This window comes from Polaromonas sp. (assembly GCF_030680935.1).
Lineage (GTDB): Bacteria > Pseudomonadota > Gammaproteobacteria > Burkholderiales > Burkholderiaceae_C > Polaromonas.
The window spans coordinates 1-13,887 of record NZ_JAUXUP010000017.1 but is presented as its reverse complement, the minus strand read 5'-3'; the positions used below and the strand labels follow the sequence as shown (position 1 = coordinate 13,887).

The window sequence follows — 13,887 nt, the reverse complement described above, 5'->3', positions numbered from 1 at the left end:
TCGTCAGCCCAAGTGCTTGTCAGGCAGTGGCGGTTTCGATCTGCTCGGTCAATTCCAGCCAGCGTTCTTCCAGTGTGCCCAGCTCGCCGTCGATGGTTTTGAGGCGCTTGCCGGTTTGGGCCAGCTCCAGCGCGGCGGTGGTACTGGCCAGTCTGGCCTGCAACTGGTCACGCTCGGTGGCAAGGCCCTGCATCTGCTGGTCAATTTTTTCCAGCTCCTTGCGCAACGGTTTGGTGCTGTCGGACTGCTGCTGGCGGCGTTGCGCATCGACCTTCCTGTCGACTGGTTTTTTAGTATCAAAACTGCCACCAGCCCTTGCCGGCTGTGCGGAAACAGCTGCGTTTTTGATAGCGTCCGGAGCCGGCGCGGGGGCACTGCCGGCTTTTTTGGCTTCTTCGCGCTGACGCTTCGCGTAATCGAGCAGGTATTTCTGGTAGTCGTCCAGGTCGCCGTCAAATGGCGCAACACCGCCCTGGGACACCATCCAGAACTCGTCGCACACCGCACGCAGCAAGGCCCGGTCGTGGCTGACCAGCATGACCGTGCCTTCAAACTCGTTGAGCGCCATCGACAGTGCCTCGCGCGTGGCCAGGTCCAGGTGGTTGGTCGGCTCGTCAAGCAGCAGAAGGTTGGGGCGTTGCCAGACGATCATGCACAGCACCAGCCGGGCTTTTTCGCCGCCGCTCATGCTGCCGACGGACTGCTTGACCATGTCGCCGCTGAAGTTGAAGTTGCCCAGGAAACTGCGCAGGTCCTGCTCACGCGTCGGCTGGTTGCCCATCTTGCCGGCTGCGGCGACTTCCTTGACCAGGCGGATCATGTGCTCCAGCGGGTTGTCGGCAGGGCGTAGCACGTCGAGCTCCTGCTGCGCAAAGTAACCAATGTTCAGGCCCTTGCCTTCGGTCATCTCGCCACTGATGGGGGCCAGGGCCCGCGCAATCGTCTTGACCACGGTCGATTTGCCCTGGCCGTTGGCGCCCAGGATGCCGATGCGCTGGCCGGCCAGCACCGACTTGCTGACGTTCTGCACGATGGTGGTGGGCGGCGTGCCTTCGGGCGCATCTTCTGGCGCGGGGTAGCCGAAGTAGGCGTTCTGCATAGACAGCATGGGGTTGGGCAGATTTGCCGGTTCCTTGAACTCGAAGGTGAAATCGGCCTCGGCCAGCAGCGGCGCGATTTTCTCCATGCGGTCCAGCGCCTTGACCCGGCTTTGCGCCTGCTTGGCCTTGCTGGCCTTGGCCTTGAAGCGCGCAATGAATTTCTGCAGGTGCGCGATCTTGTCCTGCTGCTTGGAATAGGCGCCTTGTTGCAGGGCCATCTGTTCGGCGCGCAGGTCCTCGAACTTGCTGTAGTTGCCGCCGTAACGCGTGAGTTTGGCGCGTTCGATGTGCACCGTGACGTCGGTCACGGCGTCAAGAAATTCGCGGTCATGGCTGATGACCAGCATGGTGCCCTGGTAACGCTGCAACCAGGCCTCCAGCCAGACCAGCGCGTCCAAATCCAGGTGATTGGTGGGTTCGTCGAGCAGCAGCAGGTCGGACGGGCACATCAGCGCGCGCGCAAGCTGCAAACGCATGCGCCAGCCGCCGGAAAAGCTGTTGACCGGGTTGTCCAGTTCGCTGACCTTGAAACCGAGGCCGAGGATCAACGCCTGGGCGCGCGCCTGCGCATCGTGCGCACCGGCGTCGTAGAGCTCCATGTAGGCATGGGCCATGCGGTCGCCGTCGCCGCTTTCTTCGGAGGCAGTGACCTCGGCCTGTGCGGCCAGCAGCACCACGTCGCCCTCGATCACATAGTCGGTGGCGCTTTGCTCGGTTTCGGGCATGTCCTGGGCGACCTGCGCCATGCGCCACTGGGCGGGGATGTAAAACTCGCCACCGTCCTCGTGCAGCGTGCCGTTGAGCATGGCAAACAGCGAGGACTTGCCCGCGCCATTGCGCCCCACAAGGCCTATTTTTTCGCCGGGGTTCATGCTGACAGACGCGCTGTCGAGAATCACTTTGGCGCCGCGACGCAGCACCACGTTTTTAAGGGTAATCATTTAAAACAGACAAATTGTTCGGCATTCGCAGCCGTGAGAGCCAGCACGCAGGTTTCAGGCCAAACTCAGGCCAGTTGCTGGCGCGTGAGCAGCAAAACCTGGTCAGGGCCTGCGCTGGTCTCGAACCACAGGGGTTCCAGCTCGGGAAAGGCGCGTTCAAAATTCTCGCGCTCGTTGCCGATTTCCAGCACCAAAACGGCATTTTCGCTCATATGGGCGGCTGCGTTTAGAAAAAGGCTTCTGATGAAGTCCATGCCGTCTTCGCCACCGGCCAGGGCCAGCGCAGGCTCGGCCCGGAATTCAGCCGGCAGCGCGGCCATGGTGGCGGCGTTGACATAGGGCGGGTTGCACAGAATCAGGTCATACAGGCCGCGGCAGGCGGCCAGCCCGTCGGAGGTAATCAGCGTGATGCGCTGCTGCAGCTCGTGCACGTCCACATTGATTTTCGCCACGGCCAGCGCGTCGGTGCTGATGTCGGCGGCATCCACAGCCACGTCCGGGTACGCCATGGCGGCGAGGATGGCCAGACTGCCATTGCCGGTGCACAGGTCCAGCACCCGGTGGGTAGATTCGCTGAGCCAGGGGTCTATGCTTTCATCGACCAGCAGTTCGGCAATCAGCGAGCGCGGAATGATCACGCGTTCATCGACATAAAAAGGAACGCCCTGCAGCCAGGCTTCGTGCGTGAGGTAGGCGGCGGGCTTGCGGGTGCTGATGCGTGCTTCCAGAAGGATAGCAACCTTTTCAACGTCGGCGGGAGTTACAGGCGTATTTTCCTCTTCATCGAGCTCGTCCAGCGGCAGGCCCAGGCGCCACAGCACCAGCCAGGCGGCTTCGTCAAAAGCGGTCAGCGTGCCCTGGCCAAAACCATCGGCCAGGGTCAGGCCGGCGGCCTCGAGGCGGTCGGCCCAGTGTTCGACCAGCGCGATGACTGTCGTCGGTTGCGCGGCGCTCACAGAGCGGCCAGGCGCTCCAGCACGCCTTTGTAGATGTTTTTCAGCGGGTCCAGCGAACTGACCAACACGTGTTCGTCGATCTTGTGGATGGAAGCGTTGATGGGACCGAATTCGATCAACTGCGGGCAGATGCTGGCGATAAAACGCCCGTCACTGGTGCCGCCGGTGGTGGACAGCTCAGTCACCACGCCGGTCTCGGCCTGGATGGACTCACTCACGGCCTGGACCAGCGCGCCAGGCGTGGTCAGAAAGGGCTGGCCGCCCAGTGTCCACGTCAGGCTGTAGTCCAGCTTGTGCTTGTTCAGAATGGCTTCAAGCCGGGTTTTCAGGCTGTCAGCTGTCGACTCGGTGGAAAAACGGAAGTTGAAGTCCACCACCAGTTCGCCCGGGATGATGTTGGAAGCGCCGGTGCCGCCGTGCACATTCGAGACCTGCCAACTGGTTGCCGGGAAAAACGCGTTACCGGCATCCCACTGGGTCGCCACCAGCTCGGCCAGGGCCGGTGCAAAGCGGTGGATCGGGTTGTCGGCCAGGTGCGGGTAGGCGATGTGGCCCTGCACCCCTTTGACGGCGAGCTTGCCGCTCAGCGTGCCGCGCCGGCCATTTTTGATCATGTCGCCGAGCTGGTCCACAGAAGTCGGCTCGCCGACGATGCAATAGTCCAGCACCTCGCCGCGCGCCTTGAGCTGCTGCACCACCACGGCGGTGCCGTCCACTGACGGACCTTCCTCGTCGCTGGTGATGAGAAAAGCGATGGACAGATTCGGTTGCGGGTTGGACGCCAGAAATTCCTCGACAGCGACCACCATGGCGGCAATCGAGGTCTTCATGTCGGCCGCGCCGCGGCCGTACAACACGCCGTCCCGGTGGCTGGGTGTGAAGGGCGGGCTGGTCCACTGCTCGAGCGGGCCGGTCGGCACCACATCGGTGTGGCCGGCGAAGACGAGGGTCCGGGGTGCTATTGAATCAGGAGCTGTCTGCGCAAGCCCGGGAAGGGCCGCAGGGCTAAAACCCTTGAATTTGGCCCACAGGTTGGTGACCCGGAAGTGTTCTGGCCCACTGACAACGGTTTCGCATTCAAAACCCAGCGCTTGCAGCCGGGCGACGAGGATGGTCTGGCAGCCGGCGTCCTCGGGTGTGACCGATGGGCGCGAAATCAGTTGCTCAGCGAGTTGCAGCGTTCTCGACATGCTCAGTGCTTGACGTCCAGCGTGATTTCGGTGAACGATGGCTCGTCATCCGGGTCCTCTTCAGGCTCTTCCGCCTTGGCGGCCGCCGCAAAGTCGTTCTCCAGGCGCCACATCAGGTTGGTGGGTGAGTCCGAGTACAGCAGGCCTTCCTTGCGCGTCACAGAGCCGTCCACAATCAGTCTCGCAATGTCCTGCTCAAAGGTTTGTGATCCTTCGGCCATGGATTTTTCCATGGCTTCCTTGACGCCGGAAAAATCGCCCTTTTCGATCAACTCGGAAATCAGTTTGGTGTTGAGCATGACCTCGACCGCCGGCGCGCGGCCACCGGCCTGGGTGCGCAGCAGGCGCTGCGACACAATCGCCTTCATCGCCGCGCCCAGGTCGCCCAGCATGGTGTTGCGCACCTCGACCGGGTAAAAACTCAGGATGCGATTCAGCGCCTGGTAGCTGTTGTTGGCATGCATGGTGGCCAGGCACAGGTGGCCCGACTGCGCATAGGCAATCGCGGCCGACATGGTTTCGCGGTCGCGTATCTCGCCAATCAAAATCACGTCAGGCGCCTGGCGCAGCGCGTTTTTCAGCGCCACTTGCAGGGACTGGGTGTCGCTGCCAACCTCACGCTGGTTCACCACCGATTTTTTGTTGGTGAACAAAAACTCCACCGGGTCTTCAATCGTCAAAATATGGCCGGGCGCCTTGGCGTTGCGGTGGTCCATCATGGCCGCCAGGGTGGTGCTTTTGCCGGCGCCGGTGGCGCCCACCATCAGCAGAAGGCCGCGTTTTTCCATGATCAGGCTGGATAGTATGGGCGGCACCTTCAGGCTCTCCAGCGCCGGGATTTCTGTCGGCACAAAGCGGATCACGGCCGCATAGGTGCTGCGCTGCCTGAACGCGCTGATGCGGAAGTTGCCGACACCCGCCACGGGAAAAGCCATGTTGAGCTCACCGAGCTCTTCCAGCTCCTCAATACGGGCAGGTGGCAACACCTCGGCCAGCAGGTTGCGCGGCGCGTCGGCCGGCAGGACCTGGTTGTTGATAGGTACGGCCTCGCCATTGATCTTGATCAGCGCCGGGGAGTTGGCAGACAGGTAAACGTCAGAGGCCTTTTTTTCGGCCATCAAACGCAGGATTCGTTCCATCGTGCTCAAGGTTGCGCCTTTCGGTGCCGGGGTAGGTGCTTCAGCCATCGGAGATTAATCGCGCAGCAGGTCGTTCAGGCTGGTCGTGGCGCGGGTTTTGGCGTCCACCTTCTTGACGATGACCGCGCAGTAGAGGGAGTATTTGCCGCCAGCCTTGGGCAGATTGCCCGAGACCACCACAGAACCTGCTGGAATGCGGCCATAGGTCACTGTGTCCGCTTCGCGGTCGTAAATCGGCGTGCTCTGGCCGATGTACACACCCATGGAAATGACCGAGTTTTCCTCCACAATCACGCCCTCGACCACTTCCGAGCGGGCGCCGATGAAACAGTTGTCTTCAATGATGGTGGGATTCGCCTGCAATGGCTCCAGCACTCCGCCGAGGCCGACGCCACCCGACAGGTGCACGTTTTTTCCGACCTGCGCGCAACTGCCCACTGTGGCCCATGCATCGACCATGGTGCCTTCATCCACATAAGCGCCGATGTTCACATAACTGGGCATCAAAATCGCACCCTTGGCGATATAGCTGCCACGGCGCGCCACCGCAGGCGGCACCACGCGCACGCCGCTGGCTTTCATCTCCTGCTCGCTCAGGTGCGAAAATTTGGTCGGCACCTTGTCAAAAAATCCCAGGTCACCGGCGCGCATCAGCACGTTGTCTTTCAGGCGAAAGCTCAACAGTACGGCCTTCTTGATCCACTGGTGCGTGGTCCACTGGCCCACACCCTGGCGCGTGGCCACACGCAGGCGGCCGCCATTGAGCTCGGAGATGGTGTGTTCCACCGCGTCCTGAATTTCCTTCGAAGCAGCTTGCGGCGACAGATTTGCGCGGTCGTCCCAGGCGGCGTTGATGATGCTTTGCAGTTGGTCTTGGTTCATTTTTGGAAGGTCAGGTGGATTGAATAAATTGAACAATTCTCTGGGCGGCTTCTACACATTCAGCGGTTTCGGCCACCAGCGCCATGCGGATACGGCCAGCGCCGGGGTTGTGGCCCTGGGCCTCACGGGCCAGGTAACTGCCGGGCAACACCACGACATTGTAAAGAGCGAGCAACTCGCGCGAGAAAGCGGCGTCGTCGCCGGCAAACCGGTCCGGGATCTTTGCCCACAGATAGAAGCCGGCATCCGGCAAAGCCACGTCCATCACAGCGGCCAGCAGCGGTGTGACTTTGGTGAACTTTTCGCGGTACAGGGCGCGGTTCGCGATGACGTGGGCTTCATCGTCCCAGGCGGCGATGCTGGCGGCCTGCACGATGGGGCTCATCGCGCTGCCGTGGTAGGTGCGGTAAAGCAAAAACGGCTTGATCATGGCCGCATCACCGGCCACGAAACCACTGCGCATGCCGGGCACATTGCTGCGCTTGGACAGGCTGGTCAGCGCGATGATGTTTTTGAAATCGTGGCGGCCCAGTTGCGCGGCGGCCTGCAGGCCACCCAGCGGCGCTTCGTCGCGGAAGTAAATCTCGCTGTAACACTCATCCGAGGCGATCACAAAGCCATAGCGGTCGCTCAGTTCAAACAGCAGTTTCCATTCGTCCAGGCCCATCACCGCGCCGGTCGGGTTGCCGGGTGAGCAGACAAACAGCAATTGCGTTTTTTCCCAGACGGCTTGCGGCACGGCGGCCCAGTCCACCGCAAAGTTGCGTGCCGGGTCGCTGGGGGCAAACCAGGTGTCGGCGCCGGCCAGCAGTGCCGCGCCTTCGTAGATTTGATAAAACGGATTGGGGCTGACCACCGTGGCGCCGGGCTGGGTGGGGTCGATCACCGTCTGGGCCAATGCAAACAAGGCTTCGCGCGAACCGTTTACAGGCAGGATTTGCGTCAGCGGGTCTATCGCCAGGCCGTAGCGGCGCTGCATCCAGCCGGCCATGGCCTGGCGCAATTTCGGCTCACCTGCCGTAGCCGGGTAACTGGCCAGGCCAGACAAACTCTGGGTCAAGGCGGCCTTGATCAGTTCCGGCGTCGCGTGTCTGGGCTCGCCAATGCCCAGGCTGATGGGTCGATAGGCGGGGTTGGGGGTGACACCGGCATGCAGTTGTCGCAGCCGCTCAAAAGGGTAGGGCTGCAGGCGTTTCAACAGAGGATTCATGGCCCGGATTATCCAGTGTGTGCGCTGCGGCAATTGCCGCATCAGTCGCATGATGTGTGGGTTGCTATAAACTTTATAGCTGCTCACGCTTTCTGGATATGGGCTGGAGGCCGATTTGATGCAGAAACCAGCAGCAGACAGGGGTTGAGGGCTGGATCGGGCAGGGCGGGTGCGTGGCGCCGCTGCCCCGGTCACCCTTTTTTACAGCGGCCAGCCCGCCCGCCTCGGGTAACATTGCAGGCTCTGCATTGCTGGAAGCAGGTTCTGCGCCCTTTAAAAGCGCTATAGAAATCAACGGCTTAGCTTCAAAGCACCAAGAAAAAAACAGGGTCTGCCGTGCGTCTCAATTCGATCAAGTTAGCCGGGTTCAAGTCGTTTGCTGAACCCACCAATTTTGTGTTGCCTGGTCAACTGGTCGGCGTGGTCGGCCCCAACGGTTGTGGCAAGTCCAACATCATGGACGCGGTGCGCTGGGTGCTGGGAGAAAGCCGGGCTTCCGAGCTGCGCGGCGAGTCCATGCAGGACGTGATTTTCAACGGCACCAACCTGCGCAAACCGGCCAGCCGCTCCAGCGTCGAGCTGGTGTTCGACAACGCCGACCACCGCGCCGGCGGCCAGTGGGGCCAGTTTGCCGAAATCGCCGTCAAACGTGTGCTGACGCGCGACGGCACCAGCAGCTACTACATCAACAACCAGCCGGTGCGCCGGCGGGACGTGCAGGATGTGTTTCTTGGCACCGGCCTGGGCCCGCGCGCTTACGCCATCATCGGCCAGGGCACGATCAGCCGCATCATCGAATCCAAGCCTGAAGAGCTGCGCCTGTTTCTGGAGGAAGCCGCCGGCGTCTCCAAGTACAAAGAGCGCCGGCGCGAAACCGCCAATCGCCTGAGTGACACGCGCGAGAACCTGACCCGGGTCGAGGACATCCTGCGCGAGCTCAATGCCAACCTCGACAAGCTCGAAAAGCAGGCCGAGGTGGCGCTGCGCTATAACGCCCTGCATGCCGATGCCACGCTCAAGCAGCAGCAGCTGTGGTTTCTCAAACGCGCCGAGAGCGAGGCCGACCAGGCCAAAGTCGAGGCCGATGCTGAAAAATCGGTCAACGACCTCGAAAGCCGCATCGCCGATTTGCGCCACATAGAGGCCGATCTGGAGACCATCCGCCAGGCGCACTACGGCGCAGGCGATCAGGTCAACCAGGCACAGGGCAAGCTGTACGAGGCCAGCGCCGAAGTAGGCCGGCTGGAGGCCGAAATCCGGTTTGTGGTTGAAGGCCGACAGCGCGTCGAGCAGCGCCTGCAACAGCTCAAGGAGCAGACCGCGCAGTGGGCTGCCCGCAAGGACGACGCGGCGCTGGAAACCGAAAACCTCGCCGCCCAGGCGCTGCAGGCCGAAGAGCAGTCCGAGCTGCTGGCCGCGCAAAGCGAAGACCAGTCCGGTCAGTTGCCGGCGCTGGAAGAGGCGCTGCGCGCCGCGCAGTCCAAAGCCAATGAGCAGCGCGCCAGCGTCGGCCAGGTGCAGCAGCAAATTCAGGTGCTGGCCGCCGACCAGCGCAATATCGAAGAACAATCGCGCGCCCTGGGTCTGCGGCATGAGCGGCTCAGTGCAGACAAAAATGCGCTGAATGCCCCTGATGAAGCGCGGCTGGTCAACCTCAACACCCAGTTCACTGCGGCCAAGGAAGCCCAGGAAGAAGCCGAAGCGCGTCTGCACGAGCTGACCGACAGCGTGCCGCTGCTCGACGAAGACAGGCGCAACAAGCAGCAGGCCGTCAATACCGAGTCCGCGAAGCAGGCCGACCTGTCGGCGCGTCTGGAGGCGCTCAAGGCGCTGCAGGAAAAAGTCAAGACCGACGGCAAGCTCAAGCCCTGGCTGGCCAAACACGGGCTCGACAGCCTGCAGGGCCTGTGGAGCCGCATCCACATCGAGCAGGGCTGGGAGAACGCCCTTGAAGCCGCGCTGCGTGAACGCCTGGGCGCACTGGAAGTCAGCCGGCTGGACATGGTGCGCGGTTTTGCCGGCACCGACGGCCAGGGCACGCCCCCGGCCAAACTCTCGTTCTATTCGCCGCCAACAGCTGCCGCGCCCGCCAAGGCTTCAGGTACCGGACTGAAACCGCTCTCCGATTTCCTGCGCCTGGGTGATGCCAGCCAGGCCGCGCTGTTGGGCGACTGGTTGCATGGCTGCCTGACCGCCGCCAACCTGGACGAAGCGCTGGCTGCGCGTCAGCAGTTGCAGGCCGGTGAAGTGATCTACGTCAAAACAGGTCACGCCGTCACGCATTACAGCGTGAGTTTTTACGCCCAGGACTCCGAGCAGGCCGGTCTGCTGGCGCGCGCCCAGGAAATCGAAAACCTCGAAAAACAATTGCGCGGCCAAGCGCTGATCAGCGATGAGGCACGCAGCGCGTCGATTCGCGCTGAAGCCGCTTATGCCGATGCCGCCCAGCGCCTGGCCACGGCCCGTCGTGAAACCGCCGAAGGCCAAAGCCGTACGCATGAACTGCAGGTTGAAGTACTGCGTCTGACACAACTGGCCGAGCAAACCCGCGCACGCAGCGAGCAGATTGCCGGCGATCTGGCCGAGATCGATGCGCAAATGAATGATTTGCAGGAACGCAAGGTCACCGCCGAGGCGCGCTTTGAAGAGCTCGACATGCAGCTGGCCGATAGCCAGGAGCGCCACGCCCAGCTCGATGACCGTGTGATCGAAGCCGAGCGCAAGCTCAATGAATCGCGCGAGCAGCAGCGTGCCCTGGAACGGCAGTCGCAGGAAGCCCGGTTTGCGCTGAGAAGCCTGGCCTCGCGCCGTGACGAGCTGGCCCGGTCCATCGCCATTGCAGCGCAGCAGGCCGCGTCAATTGCGCAAGAAGAGCAACGCGCCCAGGAAGAACTGGCGCGCCTGACCGATGCCGCCGCGCAGGCCGGCCTGCAAAGCGCGCTGGCCGTCAAACTCGAGCGCGAGGCTGATCTGGGCGCCAAACGCAGCCATTACGACGACCTGACCACCAAGCTGCGCGCCAGCGACGAGCGCCGCCTGCAGCTCGAGCGTGAACTCGAGCCGCTGCGCCAGCGCATCACCGAGTTCCAGCTGAAAGAGCAGGCCGCGCGCCTGGGCTTCGAGCAGTACGCGCAGTTGCTGACCGATGCCCAGGCCGACCTGGCCACGATCGAGCAATCCATCCAGACTGGCAATGTGCGCCTGACCGGCCTGCAGGGCGAGATCGACCGCATCAACCGCGAGATCCAGTCGCTGGGGGCGGTGAATCTGGCCGCCCTCGACGAACTCGCCAGCGCACGCGAACGCAAGCAGTTCCTCGACGCGCAGTCGGCCGACCTCAACGAAGCCATGAACACGCTGGAAGATGCGATCAAGAAAATCGACGCAGAAACGCGCGACCTGCTGTCCTCGACCTTCGAGACGGTCAATCGCCATTTTGGCGAGATGTTCCCGCGCCTGTTTGGTGGCGGTAATGCCAAGCTGATGATGACTGGTGAGGAAATTCTTGACGCCGGCGTTCAGGTGCTGGCGCAGCCGCCCGGCAAGAAGAATCAGACCATCCATCTGCTGTCGGGTGGCGAAAAGGCGCTCACGGCAATTGCGCTGGTGTTTGCGATCTTCCAGCTCAACCCCGCGCCTTTCTGCCTGCTCGACGAGGTCGATGCGCCGCTGGACGATGCCAACACCGAGCGTTATGCCAAGCTGGTGAGCAGTATGAGCAAGGAAACGCAGTTCCTCTTCATCAGCCACAACAAGATTGCCATGGAAATGGCCGAACAACTGATAGGCGTGACCATGCAGGAGCAGGGCGTGTCGCGCATCGTTGCGGTGGACATGGAGGCCGCGTTGGGCTTCGTGGAAGCAGCCTGAACCACAGACACAGATAGATGAGCTCACTTCAAATCAGTTTGGCGATCATCGGCGGCCTGGTCCTTGCCATCGTGGTCGCCCATGGCGCCTGGTCGGCGCGCAAAAACCTGCCCCGCCAGCCGGAGCCCAGCCCGCTTGCAGCTGGGCCAGCGGGTGACCTGCCTGCAGGCGCGCTGCCCGAAAGGCTGGAGCCGGAGTTTGACCAGGACTCCGGTCTGGATGTATTGACGGCGCTGACGGTGCCCGAAAAAAAGCCGGGGCTGGATGCCCTGATCGACGTCCTCGCCCCGGTTGCCGTGGACGCGCCTGTGTCGGGCGAGGCCGCGCTGGCCGCCATGCCGGGTTCCCGCCGTGCCGGCAGCAAGCCCTTCGCCATCGAAGGGCGCAACGCCCTGACCAGCAGCTGGGAAACCCCGGTGCCAGGCCAGCGTTACAGCGCCTTCCAGGCCGGGGTGCAATTGGCCAACCGCACGGGTGCGCTCAACCAGATCGAGTTTTCGGAATTTGTCATGAAGGCGCAGGCTTTTGCCGATGCGATTGACGGCCAGCCTGAGTTTCCAGACATGCTGGAAGAGGTCGCGCGTGCCCGCGAACTTGACCAGTTTGCCAGCGCCCACGACGCGCAATTGAGCTTTACCCTGCGCGCCAGGAACACCGCCTGGAGCCCCGGTTATGTACAACAAAGTGCCGCCAAGCAGGGCTTTGTCGCCGGTTCCATTCCCGGGCGCATGGTGCTGCCCGCCGACGGCGCGGGTCATGCACCGATTCTGGGTCTGGCCTTTGATACCCAGGCCGCGATGGCAGAAGACCCCGAGCAGACCGCCTTGCGCGAGCTGACCTTGTCGCTGGATGTGCCGCAGGTGGCTCGCGCCGAGCAACCCTTTGTCCGTATGTGCGAGGCTGCGATCTCCCTTGCCGCGAGCATGGACGGCGTGATCATCGATGACCAGGGCCAGCCGATACGCCCCGAAGCCATGGAAGTCATTCACACCGATCTGGAGCAGCTCTACAACACCCTGGACGGGCGCGACATGCCGGCCGGCTCGGCGCTGGGCCGGCGCCTGTTCAGTTGAGTTTTTTTCCTCTTCCCCATGGCCACCCCTGACCTGTTTGCGTCGCCCGGGCCGTCGCCTGCCGAACGCGTCGCGGCGCTGCGTACCGAATTGCACCAGCACGCCCACCGTTATTACGTGCTGGACGAGCCGACCATTGCTGATGCCGCGTACGACCGGCTGTTCCAGGAGCTGCAGGAGCTGGAGGCGCTGCACCCGGAACTGGCAAGCCCGGATTCGCCGACGGTGCGTGTCGGCGGCAAGGCGCTGGACCAGTTCGCCAGCGTGCGCCATGCCGTGTCCATGCTCAGCATCCGTACCGAGACCGACACCGAGGCGACTGGCGCGCAGAACTTCGACACCCGCGTACGCAAGGAGTTGGGCCTGACGGAGTCTGATCCCCCAGTGGAATACGTCGCTGAATTGAAGTTCGACGGCCTGGCCATGAACCTGCGTTATGAAATGGGCGTGCTGGTGCAGGCGGCCACGCGCGGCGATGGCGAAGTCGGCGAGGACGTGACCCAGAACATCCAGACCATCCGGCAGATTCCTTTGCGCTTGCCGAAAGACGTGCCGGCGGTGCTGGAGGTGCGTGGCGAGGTTTACATGCGGCGCGACGATTTCGAATCACTCAACGAAAAACAGCGCGAAAAGATCGCCCAGGGTGCCAAAGGCGAAAAAACCTTTGTGAATCCGCGCAATGCTGCTGCTGGCGCGGTGCGGCAGCTTGATCCCGGAATTTCCGCCCAGCGCCCGCTGAGCTTTTTTGCCTACGGCCTGGGCGAGGTCACGCCTGAGGAAGAGTGTGGCCCGCAGTTTGAGACCCACTACCAGCTGCTGCTGACCCTCAAAACATGGGGATTTCCGGTTGCAGCCCTTACCCAGACTGCGCAGGGCGCTCATGAATTAATAGCGTTTCACGAGAAGATCGCGCGCGAGCGCCACCAGTTGCCCTACGACATCGACGGCGTGGTCTACAAGGTCAACAGCCTGGCGCTACAGAAAAAGCTGGGTTTTGTCACGCGCGAGCCGCGCTGGGCGGTGGCGCACAAATACCCGGCGCAGGAGCAGATGACGACCGTGCTGGCGATTGACGTCCAGGTGGGGCGTACCGGCAAACTCACCCCGGTGGCCAAACTGGCGCCAGTGTTTGTGGGCGGCGTGACGGTGACCAACGCCACTCTGCACAACGAGGACGAGGCCAGGCGCAAGGATGTGCGGGTGGGGGATACCGTCATCGTGCGCCGTGCGGGCGATGTGATCCCGGAAGTCGTCAGTGTTGTTCTTCCTGTCGTTCCTCCTGAGTCTGTCGAAGGGAATTTAGACCCGTCCGAGGCTCAGCCCGAACGGGGCGCAATATTCACCATGCCGCGGACTTGCCCGGTATGTGGTTCCGACGCCGTCCGTGAAGAAGGCGAAGCCGACTACCGTTGCACCGGTGGCCTTTTCTGCGGCGCCCAGCGCAAGGAAGCCATCCTGCATTACGCCCACCGGCGTGCGGTGGAGGTCGAAGGCCTGGGCGACAAACTGGTTGAGCAGATGGTCGA

Annotated in this window: 9 protein-coding genes; 3 read left to right on the top strand and 6 right to left on the bottom strand. The window is 62.6% G+C overall.

The window, feature by feature from the left end; all coding sequences use genetic code 11:
• Positions 1 to 19: 19 nt before the first annotated feature.
• The 6 genes from Q8L50_RS05020 to dapC form a co-directional block, all read right to left on the bottom strand.
• The gene (locus Q8L50_RS05020) at positions 20 to 2,041 is read right to left on the bottom strand and encodes an ABC-F family ATP-binding cassette domain-containing protein (protein ID WP_305347566.1); all 2,022 of its coding nucleotides are present in this window, start codon (positions 2,039 to 2,041) and stop codon (positions 20 to 22) included.
• Positions 2,042 to 2,106: 65 nt separating this feature from the next.
• Positions 2,107 to 2,997: a 50S ribosomal protein L3 N(5)-glutamine methyltransferase gene (gene prmB / locus Q8L50_RS05015; RefSeq protein ID WP_305347565.1), complete on the bottom strand. Its 891-nt coding sequence runs from the start codon at positions 2,995 to 2,997 to the stop codon at positions 2,107 to 2,109.
• On the bottom strand, positions 2,994 to 4,187 hold the full coding sequence (dapE, locus tag Q8L50_RS05010) for a succinyl-diaminopimelate desuccinylase (RefSeq protein WP_305347564.1): 1,194 nt from the start codon (positions 4,185 to 4,187) through the stop codon (positions 2,994 to 2,996). Before dapE ends, prmB begins: the two co-directional genes overlap by 4 nt.
• 2 nt (positions 4,188 to 4,189) lie before the next feature.
• The gene (locus Q8L50_RS05005; protein WP_305347563.1) at positions 4,190 to 5,335 is read right to left on the bottom strand and encodes a PilT/PilU family type 4a pilus ATPase; all 1,146 of its coding nucleotides are present in this window, start codon (positions 5,333 to 5,335) and stop codon (positions 4,190 to 4,192) included.
• 45 nt (positions 5,336 to 5,380) lie between these two features.
• The gene (dapD, locus tag Q8L50_RS05000; protein WP_305347562.1) at positions 5,381 to 6,208 is read right to left on the bottom strand and encodes a 2,3,4,5-tetrahydropyridine-2,6-dicarboxylate N-succinyltransferase; all 828 of its coding nucleotides are present in this window, start codon (positions 6,206 to 6,208) and stop codon (positions 5,381 to 5,383) included.
• A 10-nt stretch (positions 6,209 to 6,218) separates the two neighbouring features.
• Positions 6,219 to 7,418, bottom strand: a complete 1,200-nt coding sequence (dapC, locus tag Q8L50_RS04995; RefSeq protein ID WP_305347561.1) for a succinyldiaminopimelate transaminase — start codon at positions 7,416 to 7,418, stop codon at positions 6,219 to 6,221.
• Positions 7,419 to 7,754: 336 nt separating this feature from the next.
• On the opposite strand from dapC, the gene smc reads away from it, so the two are divergent.
• The 3 genes from smc to ligA all read left to right on the top strand — a co-directional run.
• Positions 7,755 to 11,288, top strand: a complete 3,534-nt coding sequence (smc, locus tag Q8L50_RS04990) for a chromosome segregation protein SMC (RefSeq protein ID WP_305347560.1) — start codon at positions 7,755 to 7,757, stop codon at positions 11,286 to 11,288.
• A 17-nt stretch (positions 11,289 to 11,305) separates the two neighbouring features.
• Complete coding sequence (locus Q8L50_RS04985; RefSeq protein WP_305347559.1) at positions 11,306 to 12,361, top strand: cell division protein ZipA C-terminal FtsZ-binding domain-containing protein; 1,056 nt, start codon at positions 11,306 to 11,308, stop codon at positions 12,359 to 12,361.
• An 18-nt stretch (positions 12,362 to 12,379) separates the two neighbouring features.
• Positions 12,380 to 13,887: NAD-dependent DNA ligase LigA (gene ligA / locus Q8L50_RS04980; RefSeq protein WP_305347558.1), on the top strand; the 1,508-nt coding region annotated here is incomplete at its 3' end.